This window comes from Pseudomonas sp. Arb-4-2C (assembly GCF_055755015.1).
In genome coordinates, this window is the sequence record NZ_CM146899.1 from 459,623 (window position 1) to 485,838 (window position 26,216).

Consider the following 26,216-nt stretch of genomic DNA (forward strand, 5'->3'; position numbering starts at 1 on the left):
TGTATTAAGGGAGAGCACACCTGATGGTTTTCAGTGAAGATTCGCGCGTCAAGATCCCATGCATCTTGCATCTGGTTCGCCTGGGCTACAGCTACCTCTCGCTAAAGGGGGCTTTCTGGGATGAGCAAACCAATATCTTTCCGGCGCTTTTTTGTTCTTCGCTGGCCAGAATCAACCCTGGTGTGGAAGCCGACGACATCGATCGCCTGCTGGCTGAAGTTAAGCTCTTGCTGGACAACGAAGATCTCGGCAAGGCTTTCTACGACAAGCTCACCGAGCGCTCTGGCATCAGGCTGATCGACTTCGAGAATTTCGATAACAACAGTTTTCACGTTGTGACCGAGCTTCCATGTCGAAATGGTGATGATGAGTTCCGGCCCGACATCACCCTGCTTATCAATGGCATGCCGCTGGCCTTTATCGAGGTCAAGAAGCCCAACAACCGCGAAGGTGTGCTGGCCGAGCGTAACCGTATCATCACGCGCTGTCGCAATCTGCGGTTCCGTCGCTTCATCAATATCACCCAGTTGATGGTCTTCTCCAACAACATGGAGTATGAAGACGGCTCGCCGCAGCCAATCGAAGGTGCTTTCTATGCTAGCCCTTCTTATGACTTGCCAATCTTCAACTACTTCCGTGAAGAGGAAGCGTTGAATTTGGCCGAGCTGCTGGTTGCAGAAGATGACGACGTCGAGAACGCAGTGCTGCGCGACAACAATCTCAACGTCATCAAGCACAGCCCTGAGTTTCTCAGTAACAAAGATCCCGATGCACCGACCAACCGCATATGCACGTCATTGTTCAGCCGACAACGGCTGGCGTTTCTGCTGCGTTTTGCGCTCGTCTATGTCAACGAGGCTGACGGGTTGCAAAAGCACGTCATGCGCTACCCGCAGCTTTTCGCCACTAAGGCAATTGAGAAAAAGCTCGATGCAGGCGTACGCAAGGGCATCATCTGGCACACCCAGGGCAGCGGTAAAACCGCGCTTGCCTATTACAATACCCGCTTTCTGACGGACTACTTCCAGCGCCAGGGCATCATCCCCAAGTTCTATTTCATTGTCGACCGGCTCGATCTGCTTACCCAGGCACAGCGCGAATTTACTGGGCGGGGGCTGATCGTACACAGCATCGACAGTCGTGAAGCCTTCGCTCGAGACATCAAGTCCACCCAGGTGCTGCACAACCACAGCGGCAGGTCAGAGATCACCGTGGTCAACATCCAGAAATTCCAGGATGACCCGGACGTGGTGCGTACTGAGGACTACGATGTCAACATCCAGCGTGTTTACTTCCTTGATGAGGTGCATCGCAGCTACAACCCGCAGGGTAGCTTCCTCGCCAACCTGAGCCAATCGGACCGCACTGCCATTAAGATTGGCCTTACCGGCACCCCTTTGCTAGGTGACGACTACAATTCCCGCGCCTTGTTCGGCGACTACATCCACAAGTACTACTACAATGCTTCCATAGCCGACGGCTATACCCTGAGGCTGATCCGCGAAGAAATTGCTACCAACTACAAGCTTGTCCTTCAGGAAGCGCTGGCCGCCGTAGAGCTGCAACAGGGCGACATCGACCGCAAGCTCATTTACGCCCATTCGAAGTTCGTCGAGCCCATGCTCGAATACATCGTGCGTGACTTCGAAAAGAGCCGCGGTGTGCTGGCCGACGCGAGCATCGGCGGTATGGTGATCTGCGATAGCGCCGAGCAGGCCCGGCAGATGTTTGAAATCTTCAACGCCGTTTATGCCAAACACGGTCAGCCCAGCCATAACCTGCAGGACTCCTCACAGGTCTTGATCGCTGCCGCGCGGCCCGACAGTTATGCCGCGCGTAGACTGCTAGAGAACCGCATCACAAGTGCTGCACTGATCCTGCACGACGTCGGCAGCAAGGAAGAGCGCAAGCAATGGGTGGAAGACTTCAAGGCGGGCAAGATTGACCTGCTGTTCGTCTACAACATGCTACTCACTGGCTTCGATGCCAAGCGCCTGAAAAAGCTCTACCTCGGCCGCGTGATCCGCTCGCATAACCTGCTGCAGGCGCTAACCCGCGTCAATCGTACTTACAAAGATTTTCGCTACGGTTACGTGGTCGATTTCGCCGATATTCGCCAGGAGTTCGACGCCACCAACAGGGCCTATTTTGACGAGCTGCAGGCAGAGCTCGGCGATGAGGTCGAACACTATTCAAATCTGTTCAAATCCGCTGAAGAAATCGCCGAGGAAATCGAAGCGATCAAGGACATCCTGTTTAGCTTCAACATCGCAAATGCCGAAGAGTTTTCGAGGCAGGTCACCCAAATCCAGGATCGAGCCACGGTTCTGGCGCTCAAGAAGGCGCTGGCTGACGCCCGCAGCCTCTACAACCTGATCCGCCTGCAGGGTGATTACGAGTTTCTACAGCAGCTTGATTTCCAGAAGCTCAACCAGCTCTACCGAGAAACCTGTAACCACCTCGACCTGCTCAACCTGAAAGAGAGCATCGAATCCAGTACTGATACCAGTAATCTGCTCAACCTCGCGCTGGAAGATGTGCTGTTCATGTTCACCAAGGTCCGAGAAGATGAGTTGGTTCTGGCTGACAAGCTCAAAAACACCCTGCGACAGACTCGCGAGGCTCTGGCTGACAATTTCGACCAGCAAGACCCCAAGTTCATTACTCTCAGAGAAGCGCTGGAGCTACTGTTCAAGAAAAAGAAGCTCAACGAAGTCACTCAAGAGGAAATGACTGCCAACATAGGCGCGCTTAGGGATATTCATGACCAGGTCAAAGAGCTAAACCGGCAAAACAACCAGCTCCGCGCTAAGTACCAGGGCGATGCCAAATACACTCGCATCCACAAGCGCCTGAACGAGCGTGGCGATCTCACCCAAACCGAGCGTCGTCTATTTGAAGCGCTTTCAGGCGTCAAACAGCAGGCCGATGAGCAGGTGTTGCAGAATACCCAGCTTGTGAACAACGAAAGCTATTTCGTGCGGATGATGATGCCACTGGTGATTGGCGAGTTCCAAAACCGCCAGAAAATCCAGCTCACCCCAGCTGCTTCCCACACCATCAATCAGTTGGTGGTGGCCGAGTACATAAATGAATTTGCCTCAGGCACCCGAATAGGAACACGTACGTGGTAACGCAGGAATTTGAACAACGCACTCGACGTCTGATCGACAGTCTTAAGGCCATCTGCGCTGCCTATGGTCTGGGCAACGATGGTAACGAATTCAAGATCATCACCCAGGTCTTTCTTTATAAGTTCCTCAATGACAAATTTACCTTCGAAGCCAAGAAAATTCGTCCCGAGTTAAGTCAAGCGCTCACTTGGGAACAGGCCATTACCAGCCTTACTACTGACGAACTCGAAATGTTGCAACTGCAGATGGGGGCGGATACCGCCCGCCTGAAGCCGGAGCACTTTCTCGCCCATCTGTTTGGTAGGCAGAACGAGCCTGAGTTTGCAAAACTGTTTGACGACACCCTGCGTGACATAGCCATTACCAACAATGATATCTTTGCGGTGAAAACCGATGGAGGAGCCAAGGTCACGCTGTTTGATCGCGTCAGCGAATACATTTCCGACCCGTCAAAACGCGACGACTTCTGCCGTGCGCTAATTAACAAATTGGTGGAGTTTAGCTTCGAGCGTATCTTTACTCAGAAATACGACTTTTACGCCTCGCTTTTCGAATATCTGATAAAAGACTATAACAGCAACAGTGGCGGTAAATACGCCGAGTACTACACGCCACACTCGGTGGCGAAGATTATGGCTGCCATCCTGGTACCGCTTAATGTGCGTGGCAAAATCAGGAATGTGAGCTGCTACGACCCTTCCGCTGGCTCCGGCACTCTTTTGATGAATATTGCCCACGCTATCGGTGAGCAACGTTGCAGCATCTACTCGCAGGATATTTCGCAAAAATCATCAAGCCTACTGCGTCTAAATTTAATCCTCAACAACCTAGTACATTCCATACCTCACATCATCCAGGGTAACACCATGCTTCACCCTTATCATCGGGAGGGTAAGGCGCTTAAAAAATTCGATTACATTGTCAGCAATCCACCGTTCAAGATGGATTTCAGTGATTTCCGTAATGAGCTGGACACTAGGGAATATCAGGAGCGTTTCTTCGCCGGAGTACCGGGCGTCCCTAAGCAAGCTGTCGACAAGATGGCTATCTATCAGCTGTTTCTACAGCATATCATCCATTCGCTCAAGCCAGGCGGCAAAGCCGCTGTGGTCGTGCCCACGGGCTTTATTACTGCGCAGAGCGGTATAGACAAGAAAATTCGCCAGCATTTGGTCGATAATAGAATGCTAGCTGGCGTAGTTTCCATGCCCAGCAACATCTTCGCCACAACTGGAACTAATGTGTCAATTTTGTTCATTGATGCCGCTAATAAAGATGAAGTGGTTCTGATCGACGCATCCGGTCTTGGTACCAAAGTCAAGGACGGTAAGAACCAGAAAACCCTCCTTTCCGAGTCCGAAGAGGATCAAATTATCGTCGCCTTTAATGGAAAGAAGGAGATAAAAGATTTTTCGGTAGTAGTTAACTATGAGCTGATCGCTACCAAAAATTACAGCTTCGGTGCCGGTCAGTACTTTGAGGTGAACATAGAGTACGCCGATTTGACGCCGAGCCAGTTCCGCGAAAAGCTACAAGGGTTTAGTAAAAATCTAGACGGCTTATTTTCTGAGTCCAAGTCTCTGGAGACGCAAATATTTTCGAAAATAAAATCGTTGGGGCTTATGTAAATGTTGGCCAAAAAAAGTAAGCCCCTCGGAGAGCTAGCAGAAAAAATAACCGTTGGTTACGTAGGGTCGATGGCATGCGAGTACGTCGATAGCGGAATTCCATTTCTACGCTCGTTGAATGTTCGTCCGTTTTTGTTTGATCCATCTGATCTAAAGTTTGTATCAAAGAAATTTCATGAAAAAATTAAGAAATCAGCTATAAGTCCGGGGGATGTGGTTGTTGTTAGAACGGGGAAGCCTGGGGCGTCATGTGTTATACCGGATTTTCTCGAAGAGGCAAATTGCTCCGATTTGGTGATTATAAAGTGCGGAGAAAAACTTGATCCGTATTTCGTGTCCTATTACATAAATTCAATTACCGGATCTCAAGTAAAAGGCCAGCTTGTTGGTGCTATACAAAAACATTTTAATATTGGTGCTGCTAAGGAAATTGTTTTTCCTGATATAGATAAATCGAAGCAAAGCGAGATCGCCCGCGTCCTATTTGTCATCGACTCTAAAATTGATTGCAATAATCGCATCAACGCTGAGCTTGAATCGATGGCCAAGACTCTGTACGACTATTGGTTTTCGCAGTTTGATTTTCCCGACGTTAACGGCAATCCCTACAAAATCTCCGGTGGAAGGATGGTCTACAACACCATACTGAAACGTGAGATTCCGTGCGGGTGGACAGAATCAAGTATTCTGGCTGTCGCTGATCTACTTGGCGGCGGTACGCCCACGAAAAAGAAACCTGAATATTGGGGCGGAGATATTCCCTTTTTCACTCCAACCGATGCGGACGGTGTCATCTTCAAATTTTCGACGGCAGATTACATCACTTTGGAAGGCCTGAAGAGTAGTAGCACCAAGCTGTTTGGTAAACATACCGTTTTCATTACGGCACGTGGATCCGTCGGCAAGCTGGTGCTGGCTGGAGTCGATATGGCGATGAATCAATCCTGCTACGCTCTGCGAGCCAAGCCAGGGGTCAGTCACTCATTTCTGTTTTTTCTCGCCAAAGAATTGATCCATCATCTACAAGTTAAATCCTCCGGCTCTGTCTTCGACTCTATTGTCTCGAATGATATTGAACTGACCAAGCTGGCAATTCCGCCGAAGAATCTGATCGAGAAATTTGCAGAATTCGCTGAGCCCGCGTTCGAGAAAATCGCCAACAACACCAAAGAAAATCAGCAACTCATTCAGCTTCGCGACTGGTTACTGCCCATGCTAATGAACGGCCAGGTCACGGTGACGGAAACCGATCAGCAATAACTGGCTTTTGCCCATTCGCTTCCAAATCACCAGAGCAGTGAGGTGATAGTAATACCGGGTTGCATCAGAATGAGCCTGGAGGTGGTGAGCTAAAAACCAATGGACATGCTTAAGCTGCCAACTCCAGGGATTGTCTCGCTGCCATCTCTGTTGGATAGCCGCTTGTATGATCCGAGCTTGCCGCAGGTGTCGTTGCTGAGTCGCCTTCGAGCCAGTCAGTACGCCGCTCAGGAACAGCGCCATATCGAACGGCTTGCTCACGCTCGACCTCCAATGTAGGCCGAAACCACATCGATCCGGTTATGTCCGAGCTCCACGCTGATCTGTTGCCGCGCCTGCTGATCAAGGTCGCGGTCAATGCGATAGCAGTGACCGCCATTGACCGGTGCGGCGTGCCCAGTGAGCTGCTCGTAACGTTCGCACGCGTAGGCCGCTCGCAATTCATGGAAACCCTTTAGCCCATGCTCATGCAGTATTTCGCGGGTGGGGAGCACCGTCTGTTGCAGGAACGCGGCGTAGCTTTCGTCTCGGGTCAGCAAGTTGCGGCTGCGGGTCGGCGAGGCATGACGAGCCAAATGCAGTGCCGCCTTCACCTCTTCATTGGCCACGATCCATCGCGGTGCGGAAGCGCCTGAGCGACCGCCTTTGGTGCCGTCCTGGATGTTGATGCGACCTAAGTGTTCGGCTTCGCTTTGCAGTCGTGGCAGGTCAGCTAGGATTGCTTCGCGCAGGCGCATGCCGGTTGCTCGGGCCAATAGGACAATCGCGGCCACCCGATCGTGTTGCTGTTTGCCAAGCACCTCAATCACTCGCCGCACCTGTTGGTAGTCTTGGCCATCCGGCGCGCGGGTGCGTACGCTCGAGCGCTTCTGTCCCAACGCCTGGCTCGGACTTGCGATCCTCACGTCCTGATCACCGCGCAGCGCAGCGAGGGTGCGGTTGACGCTGCTCAGGCGGTTCTGCGCGGTAGCGATGCAGAGTTCACCTTGCTGGATCTGCTGGCGCAGATACGCGACGTAGTCTTGCAGCGTCCGTCGATCGATCTGACGCGCATCGTTGTAACCGGGGCCATCCTCTGATCGACACCAGCGCACGAACGCTTGCCAGCGATCGCTATGCGCTTTGACCGTGGCGAAGTGGCCGCCGGCAAACAGATCCTTTAGCGCTTGTGGGCCGGCGTAGCTCAGATGGCGGCCGTAGCCAAAGTTGCGACCATCACGCCGACTGACCAGAGCCATTATTTTCACCGTTTTCGCTTGTTTGCAGAAAGAGCAGCAGGGCTTTCCAGTGGGGGCTGAGCCTGTCCACTTGCCGCCAGTGTGTCGGGCGGATCAGGAGGGTGTTCTCGTGGTGTTGCAGCAGTGCCCCTTCCTCACGCAGTTGCTCGATCAGCCGGGCGAGGAGGGCAGGGTCCAAGGGTGGTGTGGCGACAGCGGCGACAGTGGAGACAACCCGCGTCGTTTCTGGCCTGGCGCGTGGCGACAGGGTGGCGACAGAGGCGGCGACACACCTCGATTCAGGTTGTGGTTGATGTTGCGCTTGGTAGCGGCGCACCGCGTCATTGAGGCGGAACATGGCGTACCTCGAAGGTTCTTCCATCGCGACTGCTCAGCCAGCGATGAGTGATCAGTACGACCAATAAAGAGGCGGTATGGTCAGCGCTCTTGCGGGCAAAACGAGGGCCGTTGCGATTGACGTCTCGGATGCTGAAGTGGGTCCAGCCTTTCTGCACCAGCCAGCGCAACAGCCGATCCGCCTCTTCGCGTCGGCTATTGACTGGCTCCTGTTCGGTCAGGCGCTGGATCTCGGCCAGGTAGTAATCCATCAACGTGGAGGCGCGCTGGATGTGTGCTTCATCCAACTGACTGGCCTCTTCAACCATGGCCAGCACGCCCGCGATGCGCAGCACATTCGCCGGGGCTTTGCCCGCGAAAGGCTGGACGCCGGCTAGCTCGCCGAACTCGCCAGACTGGCACTCGATGGTGTCGTGAATATCAATCCAGGCACGACGGGCACGGGCGGTCAGCTCGAGCGTGGCGGGATTGAGTGAGCCATCCTGGTGAAGTGACCAGGGCTTTTGCAGCAGGGCGGTGATCCGCTGTTGGTAGCGCTGGACCTTGGCATCTCGGGTCAGGTCGATCGCCTTGTAGAGCCGCTGGCCGGCCAGGCGCTCGGGCCAACTGATCAGACAACGGCCGAGGATACCTTGGCCATTGATTACCCGGTCTTTGAACAACTGGTTGGCCAGGTAGGGCTGCAGCATCAGATGCAGGCTGAGGCGGCGGTCATAGGCGCGCAGGCTTTCTCCGGCCATAGAGCGGGCCCGGTCGATAGGGCTGCCATCCCACAGTGTCGACAAGGTGGTGATCGCTTTGAGCAGATTCTCTTTGCTCATGGTGCTGCTACCCAAGAACTGTCCACCTTCATCATTGAACAAGCCCATGCTGGGCAAGCCATGGCACAGACTTTTGACTAGGGCCTCAATGGTGGGCTCGGCAATGATCAGTCTCGGCGGAACTGGCTCGGACAGTTCACCGCCTTTCGCCTCGGCACGCTCCGTTGAGGTTTTGGGTTTGGCCATGATGTTGGTGGCTGCGCGATAGGCTTTGAGCTTTTCCGCATACAGGGTCCACTGCTGTCGTTCCCAGTCGCGCGCCGCCTTCAGTGCCAGCTGATCCACCGCGCTTTTACGATCACCCGAGGACGCCACCGTCAGTAGGTAGAGGGACAGCGGATAGGTTCGACCGTCGAGTTGGACATTGGCATGACCCTGGCTCACCAGGGCAGCAGTAGCCAGCACCGATTGCGCGGCCATGGCGCAGGGCACGCCGATCACCTCGGCCAGCCGCTTGACCGCAGGGCCCAACAGATCCCCCAGTGCTTCGACCGGGTAGGGCAGTGGCGCCTGTTGATATTCCAGCAATGGTTGTGGTGGCTCGAACGCTTCGCACACTTGCATCGCAATTCTCCTGAGATTATCGACTTCGTCCTCACTCATCCCGCCACGGTTGTTGAGTGTTATCAGGGATCAAGGCCCCTGCGACCTGTGAGGTTTGTCCACTAACGCGGGACTGACGGCTCCTTACGGCCGGGAGCTTGGGCATCTCATGATCTGGCCTCCTGAACACCGATAGCGGTGGGCGGGTGGAGGCTGCACTGGCTGACGAAACCGGCACCGCGAGATCCTGAGTCGGGTGAAGGCAGTGAAGCGATGACCGGGGCATGCCTGACTGTCAGTCAGGTGCAGTCCATTTCATGGGCTGCGGCACCATCATCGGCATCGCTGTGGCGAGTGAGCATTCGGTGTTTGTCACGCCGATTGTCACGAGGGGGAAAGCCGCAAAGGCCCGTGCGAGCAGGGCTGCAGCAGTGTGATATGCGCCCGTCTCTTTAGGGGGCAAAGAGACGGGCAAAAGGTTGGCGCAAGAAATAGCCAAGCGGATAAGTTGCTGCAGAGCAGCCAGGAGGGGGCATGAGTTGCCGCAGTGGGCATTCTGGAAGATTGGGCATCCATCACATCGCTGCGACCGTGCGAGCCGCCGGACGCTAATCGCACTTGGGGAGAACCACCACAATGTGGCGTAGCCTCAAAGGTTCTGGCTACCTGGGTGCTGTCGAGGACAGCGCTGGTACGGTTCTGGTGTAGCGCTCGCTCTGCTCGCGGTCAACAGTCTTTTTGATGCGACTCTGCGCCAATCGGTAGCGCTGGAAGATCTTGGAAATCGGTGGCATTCCATGGCCGGGTGGTCGTTCGTCGGATTTTAATGTGAGCCCATGCGGGCGGGAATGCGGAGCCTTCCCGCCCGCATGGGCTTGGCCGAACAAGGCCCAAACGCGAAGCTTGCAACGGCGACAGTCGCCACTTCTGTCGCCATGCTGCAGGCAACGGATTATGCGGATTATGCGGGTTGTCGCCGGTGTCGCCGCTGTCGCCAACAGAACTGCCATAGCATCTGGGGCGTCATTTGCGGCTGGTTTTGCATGCCGGGGCGCCGGATCAGGCTGGCAACTCTTTGCTGGGCGGAACGGTCATCAGTCTGTCTGGATGTGAGAGTGTCAAGATGACCGATTGGGGCAAGGCAGCCGACACCATCAGTGGCCAGGTGGGATGCCCGCGTAATGCATTTTCTGTGAGGTCATAAGCTGGTCATTGAAATGCCCAGCCGAATGATGGCACTGTCTGGCATCACCAACGAAAGGATTCCAACTGTGTACCGCAAAGTTTCCCTGATATTGTGCCTTAGCTGCCTGCCTGCTCTCTCTCAAGCGGCTGATTACGATATAAAAAAATACTGTGGAAAAGTTTCGGATGCAGTGGGCGGTAGCGCTCAGATTGAGCTCGGCTGTCGAGAGCAAGAAGCAGATGCCCGGGCTGAGATCCCGGCCAAGAACGCTTCGCCAAAGATACTGGCTTACTGTGATCGAGTAGCGAAAGCAGTAGGCGGGAGTTACCAAATATTGTCAGGTTGCATCGATCAAGAGCAGGAAGCCCAAGCGCAACTCGACAGGTGATCCTATTTAGCAATCAAACCCGCCCCGGCGGGTTTTTTCATCTCTGAAGCAATTGATGAGCCTGCCGCTGATCACGCTGGGTGGCATCCCCATACCGGCGTTATCTGGGAGACTCTTAGCGTATAGGCACGACGTTGCGGTCCTTGGTTTGATTGAACGCAGATGCTAACAGGCTGCCGGTGGCCGCCTTCTGGATATGCTCACTCCTCCAGGCCACCATTGGACGCCAGCGTTCGATGTAATCCGCCCGGTTGTAGGCGCTCCGAACTTCATCTTTGTCGATATGCGCTAGCGCGATTTCAATCAGCTCCGGATCGCACTCATGCTCATTCAAGATGGTGCTGTTCGTCAGAGCTGTGAATCAAAGCTGATAAGCCCCCACGCATTGACCATCAAGCATTTCGATAGTGAGCGTGACCTTTGCTTCTCTTTCTAGCAGCAGTTGCTGGGCTCGATGGATCTCAGTCTGGGCGTTATTCTTCAGCTCAGGCAACCTTTCCTCTTTCCATTGACGCAACTCGATGCGTTTGAGCTGGAGTGTGGACTGCCATTCCCAGACAGCACTCAGCGTATCGATACGCTTGTCCACGGCGTCCTTGAACGTTTCCAAGGGGCCGTTAGAGCCGAAAAAGGCCTGCACCTCTGCTTCGAGATCCTGCTGACGTTTAGCTAACAGTGAAGTCTTGCCCGTGATCTTCCCAAGAAGGCTACAAGCGACCCATCGACCGCTCATACACAGCTTCCATTCCTCGACGAGTCGTTCGGCTTTTTCTTGTTCAGCTGCCAATTTGGCCGTTAAGCCAGATGACGTGTCAAACAGCCCTGGAGAATCAAACTCGACCACCTTCCTCTTGAGTCCGAGCAGTTCAAGGCTGAGATGATCATTGATACCGCTGAGCTTAAGCTCAATCGCCTCCAACTGAGCGCGAGCAGCGTCATCCCGTTCCCCATGTTGAAGCATGGCCGCGACCTGCTGAAGATACTTCAACGATCCAGTGATTTCGGATTTACGTTGATCTGCAAGAAAAGACGCAATGGAATCAATGCCGGCTTTTATTTCGTCGAGCTTGGCGCTGATATCGGCAAGGTGCTTCTGCGCCACGACTACCGACGCGATTTGAAATAGCGCGGCGGAATTGACCAGATTTTGAAGACGCTCCGGCTCGAATAAGCTCGCATGTTCTTTGATCTTGCCGCCCTCGATTGTAAAAGCGCGGAAGCCCTCTCCGTTGGCCACCTTTGCAAGCGGGCCGTCAATTACAACTTCCATCAGACGCGACTGTGCAACCTCTGTGGCTACCGCTGCACTGGGGATAGCCTGCAATAGCGGCGAAAGTTTATCGATGCCTAGTGAGGATCTATCGATGGATGTAGAGCCTTTGGGTATGGTATCCAATGACCTCAGGGTCACCAAAGGCTTGTCCCCATCCACACCGATGATTACCACATCGGTTGCAAATGAGCAGTGCGGGGATTCGTTTACTGACTTCATGTCTGCCTTCCCTTACCCAGCGGACGCGCCCGCGTGCTTTTGTCGAATGTACGCAATTTGCGCGACACATGGCAATGTGACTCTGTACGCCTCTTTGGCCGCAAGATGTACACCGGCAGCCCCCGCCAGCGCCACGCCGACCGGGCCCAATAACCCAGTCGCTACTCGTCCAGTAACCGTAGTCACTCCTACTGAGAAAGCGCCTTCAGCTAACAAAGCGCCAATGCCACTTACGCCTATAAAGCCCGCTTTGGCCGCACCGAGCCCTCCACCGCGTATTGCCGCGAGTATTGCCGCCAGCCCTATATCAATCGCGCCATTGGTGTCATGGAATTTCCGCGCAAAGTCAGCACGCTCTTGAGCGCTCATCTTCTCCCAGACCTTGGTTACGAGCTTCTCCAAAACCTTCAATTCAAGCGTCTCGACTGACTCATTCCCCGTTACGCTGCCACCGACGTATTTCAGGACATCCCGCACAATTTCTGCGTACGGGACGCCAGTCCGGCGGATTAAGTTAGCAATGCTGTTTCCTCCAAAGAGCTGGAGTTCGCGGATCAGTAGCAACAGAGTATCGCGTGAGTATTTGTTCTTCTGCTTCGCGGCTACCAGCGCTTTACGGACATCGGCAGCCATTGCCAGGCGCCCGTCACCAGAATCAGTAAGAAAGTCCACGAGTGAACCTACATCTGCAGCATCTGCCACCTGAAAAAGCGATAGCAAATCCTTATCACCATTGACCACATCTTCTTCATACGCCACGAGCTACTCCCTCTTTCGTGCAGGCCCTGAAATCTCTGCAGGTGCGTAACTCTGATTAATATAAATTTTAATCGATCATTTTCACAGTGAAGCCGAAGTGATCGAGACGCGTGAAGCCCTGACGCGAGGCTTCAATTTCTTTGCTTATCGGCCTGACTAAACAAGTCTTAAGCACCTCTGCAACTACCGGTATTTCAAGCCTTTGATTTTGGGGTAAGAGCAGCGGTGTACTTGGCGACAGTCGCCATGTCTGTCGCCATGCTGCGCGCTACGGATTACGCGGGTTGTCGCCGCTGTCGCCAACAGGTGACCGCTCACCGTATCGGCACGACATTGCGGTTCCTAGTGTCATTGATGGCAGCTACCGACAGGCTGCCAGTGGCCGCTTTCTGGATGTGCTCACTCCACCAAGCCATCATCGGACGCCGGCGTTCGATGTAGTCGGCTCGGTTGTAGGCGCTCCGCACCTCATCCTTGTCGACATGCGCCAGTGCGACTTCGATGAGCTCCGGATCCCACCCATGTTCGTTCAGGATGGTGCTGGCCATGGAGCGCATGCCGTGGCTGACCAAGCGGTCCTGGAAGCCCATGCGTTTCAACGCCATGTTGGCTGTCTGGCTATTCGCGTGGGTGCGCGGGTTTCTATCTGACGGGAACACATATTCCCTGTGGCTGCTATGGGGCTTAAGCGTCTCCAATAACGAGAGTGCATGTTCGGTCAGCGGGATTGTGTGCGGACGACGCTTTTTCATTCGCTCCGGAGGGATGGTCCAGATGCGTTTGTCGAAGTCGATGTCTGCCCATCGAGTGGTGGCCGCCTCGGCAGGGCGGGTCATGGTATGAAGTTGCCATTCGATCAGGCAGCGGGTCGTCCGCTTGATGCTGGCGTTCGCGATTTCCATCATGAGCTCCGGAAGCTCATCAGGTGGTAGCGCGGCCATATTCTCTTTCTTGGGTTTCTTGAACACCGCTCGAATGCCGCTGAGAGGGTTGGCAAAGATCATTCCGGAGTTGACCCCGTAGGTCATGATCTCGTTAAGGCGCTGGCTCACTCGCTTAACCGTCTCGAGGCTGCCTTTGGCCTCAATTGGACGAAGCAGCTTGATGACCATCGGGGCGTTCACTTCCGATAACGGCGTTGATTTCATACTTGGAAAAACATGCAGTGTGAGCGAGCGCCAGATGTCTTCGGCATACGCTGGTGTGACGGAATCCTTCTTCAATTCGAACCAGGCGGTGGCCACGTTCTCGAACGTATGTTCCGTTTCCGCTCGTTTAGCTTCCTGTAGCTCATTGCGTTGAGCTTTGGGGTCGATACCCTGTGCAAGCAGCTCTCTGGCCGCAACGGTTTTCTTCCTAGCTTGCGCAAGAGAAACCTCGGGATAAGAGCCGAGTGCCATGTTGATTCGATTTTTGGTGACGGGATGCCGGTAGTTGAAATTCCACTGCATCGAGCGATTGACCCTAACTCGCAGCTGGAGCCCGTCGCCATCGGTGAGGACGTAATCCTTGTCTTTCGGTTTGATCGCCTTGAGCTGGCGGTCGGAGAGGCGGGTGGTTTGAGCGCACATGAGATGTACTCCATGACACTTTTTGGTATTCCCAAGATTAGCCTCGGGTAGCCGGGAATACCATTGGGAATACCAAATCGTCTGGAACTCAAAAAACCTCGAAAGCCACCAATAGCCCTGAAACCCCCGTATTTACTGGATTTCAGGCACAAAAAAAGACGTCCGTGGACGTCTTTAGATGATGAAGTGGTGGAGCCGGGGGGATTTGAACCCCCGTCCGCCAGTGCTCCGCTGTCGGTACTACATGCGTAGCCGTGTCTATTAAGTTAACCCTCAGCGACCCGACGGGCAGGGTGCTTTGGGCGAGTTGTGTAAGTTTTAGCCGCTTCGTCCACAACGTACTGCACGGCGATTCTGTTCTATATGACAATCATTTCGGGTTTACAGACATCCCCTGATGATTGCTGGGCCCGAAGGCACCAGGAGTGCATGTCAGCTGCAATTAAGCAGCGAGAGCAGCACCGTATTGGTCGTCATTGGCAACTATAAGAAGTTGCAACAGTGGATTTACGACTTCTGTTACCAAGTCGGCATGCACCTAAAGTTTCGTCACCGGCGTCGAATCCTAATCGGCCCCGAACTCATTGCCTCGTACATCATGTGAGGCAACAAGCCTGTGCAGTGTACGCCAAACGGCCTGCAAGGCCAACCCGAAGGTTGGCCCGGGCGTGAATCAATTGTTGGTGCCGGTGGATTTGCGCAGCTCCAGGATGGTTTGCGAGGTTTCCGCAACGCAGTCGTCGATCTTGCCCTGGGCTTTGAGCGCCTGAGCCTTGCTCACGCTGGCTTCTGCACGCTGACTGAGTTCCGGGTTCGCTGACAGCTGCCCCTTCGCATTGTTGATGGTCTGGATATTGGCATCGCACAGGTCGGCAGGTTTGTCGGCGGCGAACGAGGTGGAGGCCAGCATCGAGGCCGTCACGAACAGACCTAACAGTACAGAACGTTTCATGTGTATCTCCTTGAACTGAGGGATCCAGACTTCGCTGGCCGTCAGGACGGGCAACCGAGTGGAGGAAAAGCCCCGATTTTCGGGGCCTGTTCTGTGGACTACGGTGGCGCGCAAGGGTTCTATTTTTCTTCAGCAGGCCTTGGTCCGGGTCACCCGATCCACCAGATAGACCAGCCCGTGATAGTCGATCCCGCCGTGTTGCGTCAGGCCGATCTCACAGGTGCGGCTGGTGGAAATCCCCTCGCTGCAATGCTGCACCGCATCTTTGAGCGTACGCAGCGAATGGCTGTTCAGCTCCGGCGTGGTGAAACCCTTGTCACCGGCGAACCCGCAACAATGGATGCCTTCCGGGATGACCACGGTCTTGCTGCATTTGCGCGCCAGATCGATCAGTGCCTGGCTCTCGCCCAGATGCTGCGTGCTGCACGTCACGTGAACCGCAATCGGTGCTTCCTGCGGGGTGAAATCCAGGCGATCGAGAAGGTGCGTACGGATGAAGCGCACCGGATCGTACAGGTCCAGGCGCACATCTCCCACGTCCTGAACCAGGCGCAGGGTGCACGGACTGGTGTCGCAATAGATCGGATCAAGCCCGCCGCGACTGGCGTGAAGCAGCGCGCCGATCAGTTCCTGACGCTTGTGTTCCGCCTGTTCGGTATAGCCTTTGGAAGCGAAGGGCTGACCGCAGCAGAGGTTGTCCTGATTGTCCGGAAAGACCACCTGGTAACCAGCCTTTTCCAGCAGACCACGGGTCTTGTCGTAGAGCGACATCTGCTCCTTGTCACCCGCCGCCGGGCCCATGACCCGCGATACGCACGCCGCCAGATACACCACGCGCGGGCGCTCATCGGAGACACTCGGGCTGAAGCGAATGGCTTTTTCCGGTTGCGGCATCGCATTGGTCCACAGCGGCACCTGGCCTTTGGACAAGCGCGTCAGCGTCGCCGAAAGTTTGCCCAGACGCGGTGCGCCGAGCAGCATCCGTGCGCCGTTGGCCACGTGCAGGGTGAAGCGTGCGCCTTGCAGAGTCTTGGCGAAATTTCCTTCGATCCAGTCAGCGGTTTTCTGATGCGTGGCGTGACGGGCGCGAAGCTTTTTCACCAACTCACCGGTGTTGATGCCGACCGGGCAACGCTGCGCGCACAGGCCAGTCGCTGCGCAGGTTTCGATGCCTTGGTATTCGTAGGCTTTTTCCAGCTCGGTGGTGTCGACACCCGCGCGTTTTTTCGCCTGAATGTCGCGCCAGATCACGATGCGTTGGCGTGGGCTGAGGGTCAGTCCTTTCGACGGGCAGACCGGTTCGCAGAAGCCGCATTCGATGCATTTATCGACGATCTCGTCAGCCGCTGGCAACGGTTTCAGGTGCTTGAGGTGGATCTGCGGATCCTCGCTGAGCACCACGTCCGGGTTGAGGATGCCGTTGGGGTCGAGCAGGCGTTTGAGCTGCCACATCAACTGATAGGCGTCGCTACCCCATTCCAGTTCAACGAACGGCGCCATGTTGCGCCCGGTGCCATGTTCGGCCTTCAGCGAACCGCCGAACTCCACCGCCACCAGTTGCGCGACGTCGTCCATGAACGCCTGATAGCGTACGATTTCTTCCGGGCTGTTGAAGCCTTGAGTGAAGACGAAGTGCAGATTGCCTTCCAGTGCGTGTCCGAAAAGTATCGCTTCGTCGTAGGCATGTTTATCGAACAGTGCAATCAGGCGGTTTACGCCGATGGCCAGTTGCTCGACCGGGAAGGTCACGTCTTCGATGATCACCGTGGTGCCGGTTTTGCGCACGGCGCCGACCGCGGGGAAGGTGTCTTTGCGGATCGCCCAGAGTTTGGCGTTCTCAGTCGGGTCTTCGGTGAAGTCGACCTGCTTTTCGACCGGGAAACCACTGAGCGATGCCATGATCTGCGCCAGTTGCTCCTGTAGCAAAGCGGAGGAGGCCGCGCGGGATTCGATCAGCAGGGCGCAGGCATTGTCCGACAGCTGTTGTACGAAAGAAGGCATGCCCGGTTTGTCCTGCACCGAGCGCAGGCTGCGTCGGTCCAGCAGTTCCACGGCGGAGACCGGTTGGCTTTTCAGCACGGTAACGGCGTTGCAACAGGTTTCCACATCGGGAAAGACGATCAGTGCCGAAGCCTTGTTCGGGGGGTCGATCACCGTGTCGTAGGTCACCGCACTGATGAATCCAAGGGTGCCTTCGGAGCCGACCAGCAGGTGACTCAAGATATCCACAGGCTCATCGAAGTCCACCAGCGCATTGAGCGACAGGCCGGTGGTATTTTTCAGACGGTATTTGTGGCGAATTCTGGCGGCCAGTTCGGCATTGGCGCGGGTCTCGCGGCCCAACGTTGCCAGGCGCTCCAGCAGTTCGCGGTGGCTATCGCGAAAGGCTGCGACACTCGCGGCGTCTTCGGTGTCGAGTCGCGTACCGTCGGCCAGCACCAGACGAATCCCGGCCAGCGTGTGATAGGTGTTTTGCGCCGTGCCGCAGCACATGCCGCTGGCGTTGTTGGCGACGATGCCGCCGATCTTGCAGGCGTTGATCGATGCCGGGTCTGGGCCGATCTTGCGTCCGAACGGTGCCAGCCATGCGTTGGCCTGCGCGCCGATGACGCCCGGCTGCAGGCGGATTTGCATGCCTTGGCCGCGAATTTCGCGGGCGTTCCAGTTATCCCCAAGCACGATCAGCACCGAGTCGCTGATCGCTTGCCCGGAAAGGCTGGTGCCGGCGGCGCGAAAGGTCACCGGAACCTGATCGCGCTGGGCCAGTTTCAGCAACGCCACCACTTCGTCTTCGGATTCGACGCGGATCACCAGTTTGGGAATCAGCCGATAGAAGCTGGCATCGGTGCCGAAGGCCAGGGTCGACAATGGGTCATCAAAACGGCGCTCGGCCGGGATCAGTTGTTGCGCATCTCGCAGGAAAGTCGCCGGTAACGTCATTGGTCCTCCAGAATCAGAACCACCAGGTCTTTCGGGCCGTGTGCGCCATACGCCAGCACTTGTTCGATGTCGGCGGTTTTCGACGGGCCGGACACCAACAGCGCATTGGTCGGCATGCCTTGCGCCCACTCGAATTCCTGTTGCACCTGATAGAAGTTATCGCGGATTTCGCTGGCCTTGAGCAGGGCGAAATGCACCGGTGGTACCAGGCTCATCAACCGCGGTTCTTCGCGGGTTGGCCAGAGGATCAGGCTACCGGTCGCGGCGATGGCACCGAGGGTGCCGGTGACGCTGGCCGGGGTGTCGTTGAACAGCTCGGCTTTCCACTCCTCCATCGGTCGGTCGTAGGATTTCAGTGCCGGCAGATCGGGATTGTTCGCCCAGTGTTGTGTGATGCGTTGACCATGGGGCGTCGTCGGTGCGATCAGCAGGCTTGGCAGTTGGCGATCACGCAGCAATTGCGCGAGCAGCGCCGGCCAGTCTGCGCCAGTCGTCAGATGGATTTCGGTGTGCACCGCTTCCATCAGTTTGCGCAGTTGCGGGATGCGTTGTTCGGCGCTGTAGGTGTAAGGCTGCGTCACCAGGTCGACGTCGAAGTCGTCGGCAATCGGTGTGGCGCCGGTCAGACTTTTCCGTAGCTTGGCGAGGATATTTTGCTTGGCGCTCATCAGCGGTCTCCCTGTTTGGCCAGATGCTCGCGGGCCATGTCGTGCAGTGAGCGGGCAGCGGGTTTCGGTGCGCTGTGGTTTTGCGTCCACGGTCCGACATTACTTGGTGTCAGCGCACGCAGGCGTGTGGCGAAGAAGCCGAACAGTCGATACAGGGTCGGCGAGCTGTTGAGTTTCGCCCAGGCATTCCAGATGAAGCGTTCCTTGCGCGAATACTTGCTGCCCTGGCCGCGCATCACTTGATGCGGCGCGTCCGGGGCTTTGACGTTTTCTTCGCGAAGTCGGCGCAGAATTGCCGGGATCGGAATTTTCACCGGGCACACTTCACCGCAGGCACCGCACAGCGACGAAGCGCTCGGGTGATCCGGAACTTTCGCCAGGCCAACCATGTGCGGGGTGATGATTTTGCCGATGGGGCCTGGGTAAACCTCGCCGTAGGTGTGGCCGCCGACGCGGGTATAGACCGGGCAATGATTCATGCAGGCGCCGCAGCGGATGCAGTTCAGGGTCTGACGCAGTTCACTGTCGGCAAAGGCCTGGCTGCGACCGTTGTCGAGCAGCACCAGATGCACTTCCTGCGGGCCGTCGAGTTCATGTTCCTTGCGCGGGCCGGAGATCATGTTGACGTAGGTGGTGATCGGAATGCCCAGCGCCGAGCGGGTCAGCAGCGACAGCAGCGGCACCACGTCGCGCAGGTTTTCCACGACTTTTTCGATGCCGGTGACGGCGATGTGCACCGGGGGCACGGTGGTGGTCATGCGCCCGTTGCCTTCGTTTTCCACCAGCAACAGGGTGCCGGTCTCGGCGACGGCGAAGTTGACACCGGAGACGCCGATGTCCGCTTCGAAGAATTTCTGCCGCAGGACTCTGCGACCGATCTGAATGAGTTGGTCAACGTCCTTGGTGTATTCCACGCCAAGTTTGTCGTGGAACAAGGACGCGACCTGACCGGCATTCTTGTGGATCGCCGGCATAATGATGTGTGAAGGCTTCTCGTGGTCGAGCTGGACGATGTACTCCCCCATATCGGACTCCAGGCATTCAACACCTTGAGCCTCGAGGAAATGGTTCATCTCCATCTCTTCGCTGACCATCGATTTGCCCTTGATCACTTGCCGCGCCTCGTGAGCGCGGATGATCGACAAGACGATGCCATTGGCCTCGTCCACCGTTTCCGCCCAGTGCACCGTCACACCGTTGCGGGTCAGGTTCTGTTCCAGTTGCTCGAGCAGGTCGGGCAACTTGGAGAGTGCGCGTGCCCTGATCGAGTTGCCCAGGGCGCGCAAGTGTTCTCTTTCGTGGGCATCGCTGAAAGCCGCGGCCCGCTTGGTCATCAGTGAATCCATGGCAGTGCGGAAGTTGTTCCGTAACTGCGCATCGCCCAGGGCATTGTGTGCCCGGGTGCGGAAATCCTCTTCTACGGCGACCGTAGGAATAATCGCGGAAGTGCTCATTGCGCACCTCCGGTTCGTTGCCACAGAAAGCTGGCGAGATGTTGCCCGCGCAGCGCTTCCTTTTGTTTCTCCAATGCGCCGTTGATGTTCATCAAACAGCCACAGTCGGCGCTCAATACCTTATGTGCGCCAGAGTCCTTCAACGCTTTGGTCTTGTCCGCCACCATCGCGCCGGATATGTCTGGCATACGGACGCTGAATGTCCCACCGAAGCCACAGCATTCGCTTTCGTGATCGTGGTTGACCCGCTCCACGTTGCTCAACTGCGCCAACAACTCGCGGCCGTGCAGGTGGGTATTCATTTCGCGCCGTGCCGAACACGACGTGTGCAGCGCGACTTTGACCGGCTCGTCGCTGTCCTTGAGCTGCACCTTGCAGACAAACAGCAGGAACTCGGCCAGTTCATAGGTGCGGGCCGCCAAGGCCTGCACCTGTTTCAACGTTTGCGGCTCGTCCTTGAACAAGTCGGCGTAATGCTCGCGCAGCATGCCCGCGCAGGAACCCGACGGCACCACCACCGGATAATCCCCGGCAAACAGCGCCAGTTGCGAGCGCGCGACCGTCCGCGCCTGCTCGGTGTAACCCGAGGTGTAGGCCGGTTGCCCGCAGCAGCTCTGCCCTTGCGGGTACTCGACCGTGATCCCTTCGCGCTCCAGCAAGTGGATCGCGTCCATCCCGGCTTCGGGGTAGAACAGGTTGACCACGCACGTACCGAACAGGTAGACCCGCGACGGTTTCTCGCTGGGGTATTGCCGAGGTTCGGGCAGTGGCGGTGCAACACGGGTCGCGTTTGGCACTGCGTTGTAAAAAAGCTCGCTCATCAGGCGTGTCTCCGGGTGGTCCCGGTTATCCGTCCGCTGAGGCTGCTGAATATAGAGCGTGTGGCTTTCAGCAGCCTTACAGACCGGGGTGTGAATTGCTGACGCCGGCATCACGAACCGGCGTCGGTTATTTCCATGCTGCTTGTAGGCTCTTGCAGGTTTAGTGCACCAGCATGCCGGTGAACCAGTAGGCCTGGGCCAAAGTAATCAGGCCGACGATCGTGGCAAAGAATAGGCTGTGCTTGAGGGTGAAGCGGAACAGATCCGATTCCTTGCCCACCAGGCCGGTCGCAGCACAGGCCACGGCGATCGACTGTGGCGAGATCATCTTGCCGGTCACACCGCCGCTGGTGTTGGCCGCCACCAACAGGGTGTCATTGACGCCGATCTGGTGCGCAGTGGTGGCTTGCAGCGAGCTGAACAGCGCGTTGGAGGAAGTATCGGAGCCGGTCAGGAACACGCCGAGCCAGCCAAGGAATGGCGAGAAGAACGGGAACGCGGCACCGGTGGCTGCCAGCACCAGGGCCATGGTCGAAGACATGCCCGAATAGTTGGTGACGAAGGCGAAGGCCAGCACCATACCGATCGACAGAATAGGCCAGCGCAGTTCGTAGAAAGTCTCTTTTAAAGTGGTAAGACCAGTTTTTAAGTTGATCTTCAGCACCAGCATCGAGATCAGCGCGGAGAAGAAAATTGCGGTGCCAGTCGCGGAAATCGGATCGAGTTTGAACACCGCCGGGATGGCCGTAGGAGCAGCCACGATTGGCGCGGTTTTGATCACCAATTGATCAAGGTGCGGGATCGCGAAGTTGAACACCCAGCTGTACATCGAGCCGCCGGCGGCAAACATCGCTTTGAAAGGCTTCAGCGTCCAGATGGTCACCAGCACGGTAAGAATCAGGAACGGCGACCAGGCTTTGAATATTTCCCCGAGGCTGTAAGGCGAAGCCACAGTGGTGCGCTTCTGGCCGAAACCACCGACGCTGGCGGTGATTGCTGCACTCGACGTGGCGCCGGCGATTTGCGCACCCGCGGTGCGTTTTGGCTGCCAGACCTTCAGGAACAGAGTCAGAGAGATCAGGCTGGCCAGAGCCGAGGTGATGTCCGGCAGTTCCGGGCCGATGAAGTTCGACGTGAAGTATTGGGTCACGGCGAAGCTCAAGCCTGCAACCAGTGCTGCCGGCCAGGTTTCACGCACACCGCGCAGGCCGTCCATCATGAACACCAGCCAGAACGGCACGAACAGCGACAGCAGTGGCAGTTGGCGACCGGTCATGGCGCCGATCTTGAACGCGTCGATACCGGTGACCTGGCCGGCCACGATGATCGGAATCCCCAAGGCACCGAAGGCCACCGGCGCGGTGTTGGCAATCAGGCAAAGGCCAGCGGCGTACAGCGGGTTGAACCCGAGGCCGACCAGCAGCGCGGCGGTAATCGCCACGGGGGCGCCAAAACCGGCGGCACCTTCCAGGAACGCACCGAAGCAGAAACCGATCAGTAACACCTGCAGGCGCTGGTCGTCGGTGATCGACAGCACCGAACTGCGGATGACCTCGAACTGACCGCTCTTGACCGTCAGTTTGTAGAGAAATACCGCTGCAACAATGATCCAGGCAATCGGCCACAGACCGTAGGCAAAACCATATCCAGCCGCGGCGAAGGCCATGTCGACCGGCATGTGGAAGGCGAAAATCGCTACGGCGATCGACAGGGCGAGCGTGATGCTGCCGGCCACATGGCCCTTGAGGCGGAACACCGCCAGAGCGAGAAAGAAGAAAACGATAGGAATGACGGCCGCAAGTGCGGAGACGCCGAGACTGCCGAGCGGGGTGTAGAGCTGTTGCCAGGTTTGCATATGGGGTGGCCCCTAATTGTTGTTGGTCAGGCACTGTCAGCGTTCTTGGTTAATTGGTAATACCAATTTACAATCGCTGTTGGCTAGGGTAAAAGCCTTGATGACGGTGTGTCAATTTGTCGCCCTGAAACTTTTGTCGAATGAGCGGTGCAGATGTCATCTGATCCGGTCGGGCAAATGCTGTCTGACAGGTGTCGGCGAGGCGCTGATAGGCCAGAATAGAGAGCCCGGCGAGCGGTCGGGATCGTGGAGAAATGAGTTATGGGGTTTGATCAGATTCGTCAGCGCCGTTTGTCTGACGATATTGTCGAGCGACTCGAGGGGATGATCCTCGAGGGCACGCTGAAGTCCGGTGAACGGCTTCCGGCTGAGCGAGCGCTGGCCGAGCAGTTCGGCGTATCGCGACCGTCATTGCGCGAAGCGATTCAGAAACTGGCGGCCAAGGGTTTGCTGGTCAGTCGCCAGGGCGGTGGCAACTATGTGGTGGAAACCCTTGGTTCGACGTTCAGCGATCCGCTGTTACTGCTGCTCGAGAGCAATCCGGAGGCGCAGCGTGACTTGCTGGAATTTCGGCACACTCTGGAGGCATCGTGCGCCTATTACGCAGCATTGCGCGCTACCGACGTGGATCGCGAGCGCCTGACAGCAGCGTTCAACGAGCTGCAGGATTGCTATACGCGGCATGACGAAGTGAGTCGGGTGGAGGAGGGCGCGGCGGATGCGAAGTTTCATCTGGCGATTGCCGAAGCCAGCCACAACGCGGTGCTGCTGCACACCATTCGCGGGCTATTCGATTTGCTCAAGCGCAACGTGGTGACCAACATCGGTGGCATGTACAAGCAGCGCACGGAAACCCGCGACATGCTGATTTCTCAGCACCGCGAGCTGTACCTGGCGATTATCGAAGGGCGCGCGGAGCAGGCGCGGGAAGTCTCCAGCCGACACATTCTGTATGTGCAGGAGGTGCTGGAAGAAGTGCGCCAAGAGGTTCAGCGCATGGCTCGGGCGGAGCGGCGCAAGGGGATGTGATCAGTTGTTTGTGTGTTGATGCTGCAATAGCTATCGCGAGCAGGCTCGCTCCCACATTTGAAATACATTCCAAGGTGGGAGCGACGGTGCGACGTTTCGACCTGCTCGCGAATACGCTTTAAAGGCAGAAGAAATTATTCTTCCTTGCCCTTGTTGCGCACGGCGCGCTGCAACTCACGACCGGCGTCGCGTTCGCGCTCGGTGTCACGCTTGTCGTATTCCTTCTTGCCCTTGCCCAGAGCGATCTCGCACTTGACCATGTGCTTGCTCCAGTAGAAGGACAGGCAGACGCAGGCGTAGCCTTTCTGTTGCACGGCAGCGGCGAGTTTTTCCAGCTCGCGCTTGTTGAGCAGCAGTTTGCGGGTGCGGGTCGGATCGGCGATGACGTGGGTACTGGCGGTCATCAACGGCGTGATGTGACTGCCCAGCAGCCAGGCTTCGCCATCCTTGAGCAGCACGTAACTGTCGACCAGTTGCAGCTTGCTTGCCCGCAGACTTTTTACTTCCCAGCCGGCCAGGACCAGACCAGCCTCGAACCGATGTTCGATGAAGTAATCGTGTCGCGCCTTTTTGTTCTGCGCGATGGTCCCTGTAGGGTGTTTCTTCTGTTTAGCCATAGGGGCGGCATTATATGGAGATAAACGGTCCTCGGCTACGGTGATGCTGCGTGCTTGAGCAGGTTGAGTGAATCCCGGACAATGCGGCCTCTTTTTCTGATGCTTGGGCGTGATATTCGATGTCGACAGACAAGGTTTCTGTCCACGGCAGTTGGGCTAGCCGCTGGGTTTTCATATTCGCCGCGACCGGTTCGGCCGTGGGACTGGGCAGCATCTGGAAATTCCCCTACATGGTTGGGGTCTACGGTGGCGGCGCCTTCGTGCTGATGTTTCTGGCTTGCATCGCCCTGATCGGAGTCCCGGTCATGCTGGCTGAAACCCTGATCGGCCGGCGCGCACGGCAGAGTCCGGCGAACGCCTTGAAGGTGCTGGCGCTGGAAGCCGGGCATTCGGGCAAGTGGTCGTGGGGCGCATTTGCCGGAATGATCACCGCGTTGCTGATCCTGTCTTTCTATAGTGTGGTCGGCGGCTGGTCGTTGGATTACATCATCGACATGGGGCGCGGAGACTTCCAGGGTGCCACGGCGGATCAGGTTGGCGCTTATTTCGGCAATGTCATCTCCGACCCCTGGCGTCTGACACTTTGGCACACGGTTTTCATGCTGTTGTCGGCCGTGGTGATCGCCAAAGGCGTGGTCGCCGGGCTTGAGCGCAGCCTGCGAATCATGATGCCGCTGCTGTTCGTGATGGTGCTGGTACTCCTGGGTTACAGCATGACCACCGGGCATTTCATGGAGGGCGTCCACTTCATGTTCGACTTCCACCCGGAAAAAGTCCTCGACGGCTTGCTGCCGGCCATGGGGCACGCGTTCTTTTCGCTGAGCGTAGGCGTTGGCTCGATCATGATCTATGGCGCTTACATGACCAAGGAGGCCTCACTATCCGGCACCGTGGTGGGTGTGGCGTTGCTCGATACCTTTGTATCGCTGGTGGCGGGTCTGGCGTTGTTCCCGATCGTGTTTGCCGGCGGTTTGAACCCTAGCGAAGGCCCGGGCCTGATGTTCGTCAGCCTGCCATTTGCCTTCGGTAACGTGGTTTTCGGCCAGTTGATGGGCGTGGTGTTCTTTGTTCTGGTAGCGATTGCCGCCTGGAGCTCGGCGATTTCCCTGCTTGAGCCGATGGTTGCCTATCTGGTTGAACGCACCAAAATCAGTCGCGGCTGGGTGACTTTCTGGCTGGCATTCATCTGCTGGTTCGTCGGTCTGGGCACCGTGTTCTCCTTCAACATCTGGAAGGAAGCCAAATTTTTCGTGAACGAAGGCGGGCTGTTCCATCTCTACCAATGGGGTGCCGCGGGCGGTCTGGACTTCTTCGGTGTGATCGACTTCTTCACCTCGCGGATCATGTTGCCGCTCGGTGGCTTGTGCTTCGTGCTGTTTGCCGGTTGGGTGATGGGGCGTGATGCGGTGCGTGAAGAGTTGTCGATCCGTAATCCGCTGCTGTTTACCCTGTCCTTGTTCTTGATGCGCTATGTGGCGCCCATCGGCATTCTTGTAGTGTTTGCCACCCAGCTCTGGAAGTGAC

Annotated in this window: 19 protein-coding genes, 1 other RNA gene and 1 pseudogene; 5 read left to right on the forward strand and 16 right to left on the reverse strand. The window is 56.6% G+C overall.

Features of this window, described 5'->3' with window-relative positions:
• Nucleotides 1–23: 23 nt before the first annotated feature.
• Genes AC0J41_RS01970 through AC0J41_RS01980 form a run of 3 tightly spaced genes read left to right on the forward strand, consistent with a single transcriptional unit; the run spans nt 24 to nt 6,022 of the window.
• A complete protein-coding gene (locus tag AC0J41_RS01970; protein WP_473014431.1) occupies nt 24–3,134 on the forward strand; it encodes a type I restriction endonuclease subunit R in 3,111 nt (1,036 codons plus the stop codon).
• Nucleotides 3,128–4,762 (forward strand): HsdM family class I SAM-dependent methyltransferase, encoded by a 1,635-nt coding sequence (locus tag AC0J41_RS01975; protein ID WP_473014432.1) that lies wholly within the window; start codon nt 3,128–3,130, stop codon nt 4,760–4,762. The genes AC0J41_RS01970 and AC0J41_RS01975 overlap by 7 nt, the downstream gene beginning before the upstream one ends.
• Nucleotides 4,763–6,022 (forward strand): restriction endonuclease subunit S, encoded by a 1,260-nt coding sequence (locus AC0J41_RS01980; protein ID WP_473014433.1) that lies wholly within the window; start codon nt 4,763–4,765, stop codon nt 6,020–6,022.
• Here the strand turns inward: AC0J41_RS01980 and AC0J41_RS01985 are convergent.
• The 15 genes and pseudogenes from AC0J41_RS01985 to AC0J41_RS02055 form a co-directional block, all read right to left on the reverse strand.
• Nucleotides 5,978–6,283, reverse strand: coding sequence for a hypothetical protein (locus AC0J41_RS01985; RefSeq protein WP_473014434.1), 306 nt, complete (start codon nt 6,281–6,283; stop codon nt 5,978–5,980). The two genes, AC0J41_RS01980 and AC0J41_RS01985, sit on opposite strands and share 45 nt — an antisense overlap.
• Nucleotides 6,280–7,260, reverse strand: coding sequence for an integrase domain-containing protein (locus AC0J41_RS01990; protein ID WP_473014435.1), 981 nt, complete (start codon nt 7,258–7,260; stop codon nt 6,280–6,282). Before AC0J41_RS01990 ends, AC0J41_RS01985 begins: the two co-directional genes overlap by 4 nt.
• Nucleotides 7,238–7,597, reverse strand: coding sequence for a hypothetical protein (locus AC0J41_RS01995; RefSeq protein ID WP_473014436.1), 360 nt, complete (start codon nt 7,595–7,597; stop codon nt 7,238–7,240). The genes AC0J41_RS01990 and AC0J41_RS01995 overlap by 23 nt, the downstream gene beginning before the upstream one ends.
• Nucleotides 7,581–8,981, reverse strand: a complete 1,401-nt coding sequence (locus AC0J41_RS02000) for a YfjI family protein (RefSeq protein ID WP_473015963.1) — start codon at nt 8,979–8,981, stop codon at nt 7,581–7,583. The genes AC0J41_RS01995 and AC0J41_RS02000 overlap by 17 nt, the downstream gene beginning before the upstream one ends.
• A gap of 1,668 nt (nt 8,982–10,649) precedes the next feature.
• A pseudogene (locus AC0J41_RS02005) lies at nt 10,650–10,877 on the reverse strand (integrase); the annotation flags it as partial.
• Nucleotides 10,878–10,895: 18 nt separating this feature from the next.
• Nucleotides 10,896–12,026: a hypothetical protein gene (locus AC0J41_RS02010; RefSeq protein ID WP_473014437.1), complete on the reverse strand. Its 1,131-nt coding sequence runs from the start codon at nt 12,024–12,026 to the stop codon at nt 10,896–10,898.
• Nucleotides 12,027–12,038: 12 nt separating this feature from the next.
• Entirely contained in the window at nt 12,039–12,785 is a 747-nt protein-coding gene (locus AC0J41_RS02015; protein ID WP_473014438.1) for a hypothetical protein, read from the reverse strand.
• Nucleotides 12,786–13,099: 314 nt separating this feature from the next.
• Nucleotides 13,100–14,356 carry an integrase domain-containing protein gene (locus tag AC0J41_RS02020; RefSeq protein WP_473014439.1) on the reverse strand — a complete coding sequence of 419 codons (1,257 nt, stop codon included), beginning with the start codon at nt 14,354–14,356 and terminating at the stop codon, nt 13,100–13,102.
• Nucleotides 14,357–14,543: 187 nt separating this feature from the next.
• Nucleotides 14,544–14,933: a transfer-messenger RNA gene (gene ssrA, locus AC0J41_RS02025) on the reverse strand.
• 96 nt (nt 14,934–15,029) lie between these two features.
• Complete coding sequence (locus tag AC0J41_RS02030) at nt 15,030–15,308, reverse strand: hypothetical protein (RefSeq protein ID WP_025110473.1); 279 nt, start codon at nt 15,306–15,308, stop codon at nt 15,030–15,032.
• Between the two features lie 129 nt (nt 15,309–15,437).
• A complete protein-coding gene (locus tag AC0J41_RS02035) occupies nt 15,438–18,248 on the reverse strand; it encodes an FAD-binding and (Fe-S)-binding domain-containing protein (RefSeq protein WP_473014440.1) in 2,811 nt (936 codons plus the stop codon).
• Nucleotides 18,245–18,916, reverse strand: coding sequence for a LutC/YkgG family protein (locus tag AC0J41_RS02040; RefSeq protein WP_473014441.1), 672 nt, complete (start codon nt 18,914–18,916; stop codon nt 18,245–18,247). Before AC0J41_RS02040 ends, AC0J41_RS02035 begins: the two co-directional genes overlap by 4 nt.
• A complete protein-coding gene (locus AC0J41_RS02045; protein WP_473014442.1) occupies nt 18,916–20,370 on the reverse strand; it encodes a LutB/LldF family L-lactate oxidation iron-sulfur protein in 1,455 nt (484 codons plus the stop codon). Before AC0J41_RS02045 ends, AC0J41_RS02040 begins: the two co-directional genes overlap by 1 nt.
• On the reverse strand, nt 20,367–21,191 hold the full coding sequence (locus AC0J41_RS02050) for a (Fe-S)-binding protein (protein ID WP_473014443.1): 825 nt from the start codon (nt 21,189–21,191) through the stop codon (nt 20,367–20,369). Before AC0J41_RS02050 ends, AC0J41_RS02045 begins: the two co-directional genes overlap by 4 nt.
• A gap of 160 nt (nt 21,192–21,351) precedes the next feature.
• Nucleotides 21,352–23,046, reverse strand: coding sequence for a lactate permease LctP family transporter (locus AC0J41_RS02055; RefSeq protein WP_025110468.1), 1,695 nt, complete (start codon nt 23,044–23,046; stop codon nt 21,352–21,354).
• 261 nt (nt 23,047–23,307) lie between these two features.
• Between AC0J41_RS02055 and AC0J41_RS02060 the strand changes: the two genes are divergently transcribed.
• On the forward strand, nt 23,308–24,075 hold the full coding sequence (locus tag AC0J41_RS02060; protein ID WP_025110467.1) for a GntR family transcriptional regulator: 768 nt from the start codon (nt 23,308–23,310) through the stop codon (nt 24,073–24,075).
• Between the two features lie 134 nt (nt 24,076–24,209).
• Here AC0J41_RS02060 and smpB read toward each other — a convergent pair whose 3' ends face one another.
• Nucleotides 24,210–24,692, reverse strand: a complete 483-nt coding sequence (gene smpB / locus AC0J41_RS02065) for an SsrA-binding protein SmpB (protein WP_003221505.1) — start codon at nt 24,690–24,692, stop codon at nt 24,210–24,212.
• A 119-nt stretch (nt 24,693–24,811) separates the two neighbouring features.
• Here smpB and AC0J41_RS02070 point away from each other — a divergent pair, with 119 nt between their 5' ends.
• Nucleotides 24,812–26,215: a sodium-dependent transporter gene (locus tag AC0J41_RS02070; RefSeq protein WP_025110466.1), complete on the forward strand. Its 1,404-nt coding sequence runs from the start codon at nt 24,812–24,814 to the stop codon at nt 26,213–26,215.
• Nucleotide 26,216: the final 1 nt, after the last annotated feature.

Excerpts from the sequence above, each read along its gene's own strand:
- AC0J41_RS01970 (WP_473014431.1), top strand. The coding sequence starts at position 24 with ATGGTTTTCAGTGAAGATTCGCGCGTCAAGATCCCATGCATCTTGCAT.
- AC0J41_RS01980 (WP_473014433.1), top strand. The coding sequence starts at position 4,763 with ATGTTGGCCAAAAAAAGTAAGCCCCTCGGAGAGCTAGCAGAAAAAATA.
- AC0J41_RS01990 (WP_473014435.1), bottom strand. The coding sequence starts at position 7,260 with ATGGCTCTGGTCAGTCGGCGTGATGGTCGCAACTTTGGCTACGGCCGC.
- AC0J41_RS01995 (WP_473014436.1), bottom strand. The coding sequence starts at position 7,597 with ATGTTCCGCCTCAATGACGCGGTGCGCCGCTACCAAGCGCAACATCAA.
- AC0J41_RS02000 (WP_473015963.1), bottom strand. The coding sequence starts at position 8,981 with ATGCAAGTGTGCGAAGCGTTCGAGCCACCACAACCATTGCTGGAATAT.
- AC0J41_RS02010 (WP_473014437.1), bottom strand. The coding sequence starts at position 12,026 with ATGAAGTCAGTAAACGAATCCCCGCACTGCTCATTTGCAACCGATGTG.
- AC0J41_RS02020 (WP_473014439.1), bottom strand. The coding sequence starts at position 14,356 with ATGTGCGCTCAAACCACCCGCCTCTCCGACCGCCAGCTCAAGGCGATC.
- AC0J41_RS02030 (WP_025110473.1), bottom strand. The coding sequence starts at position 15,308 with ATGAAACGTTCTGTACTGTTAGGTCTGTTCGTGACGGCCTCGATGCTG.
- AC0J41_RS02035 (WP_473014440.1), bottom strand. The coding sequence starts at position 18,248 with ATGACGTTACCGGCGACTTTCCTGCGAGATGCGCAACAACTGATCCCG.
- AC0J41_RS02040 (WP_473014441.1), bottom strand. The coding sequence starts at position 18,916 with ATGAGCGCCAAGCAAAATATCCTCGCCAAGCTACGGAAAAGTCTGACC.
- AC0J41_RS02045 (WP_473014442.1), bottom strand. The coding sequence starts at position 20,370 with ATGAGCACTTCCGCGATTATTCCTACGGTCGCCGTAGAAGAGGATTTC.
- AC0J41_RS02050 (WP_473014443.1), bottom strand. The coding sequence starts at position 21,191 with ATGAGCGAGCTTTTTTACAACGCAGTGCCAAACGCGACCCGTGTTGCA.
- AC0J41_RS02055 (WP_025110468.1), bottom strand. The coding sequence starts at position 23,046 with ATGCAAACCTGGCAACAGCTCTACACCCCGCTCGGCAGTCTCGGCGTC.
- AC0J41_RS02060 (WP_025110467.1), top strand. The coding sequence starts at position 23,308 with ATGGGGTTTGATCAGATTCGTCAGCGCCGTTTGTCTGACGATATTGTC.
- smpB (WP_003221505.1), bottom strand. The coding sequence starts at position 24,692 with ATGGCTAAACAGAAGAAACACCCTACAGGGACCATCGCGCAGAACAAA.
- AC0J41_RS02070 (WP_025110466.1), top strand. The coding sequence starts at position 24,812 with ATGTCGACAGACAAGGTTTCTGTCCACGGCAGTTGGGCTAGCCGCTGG.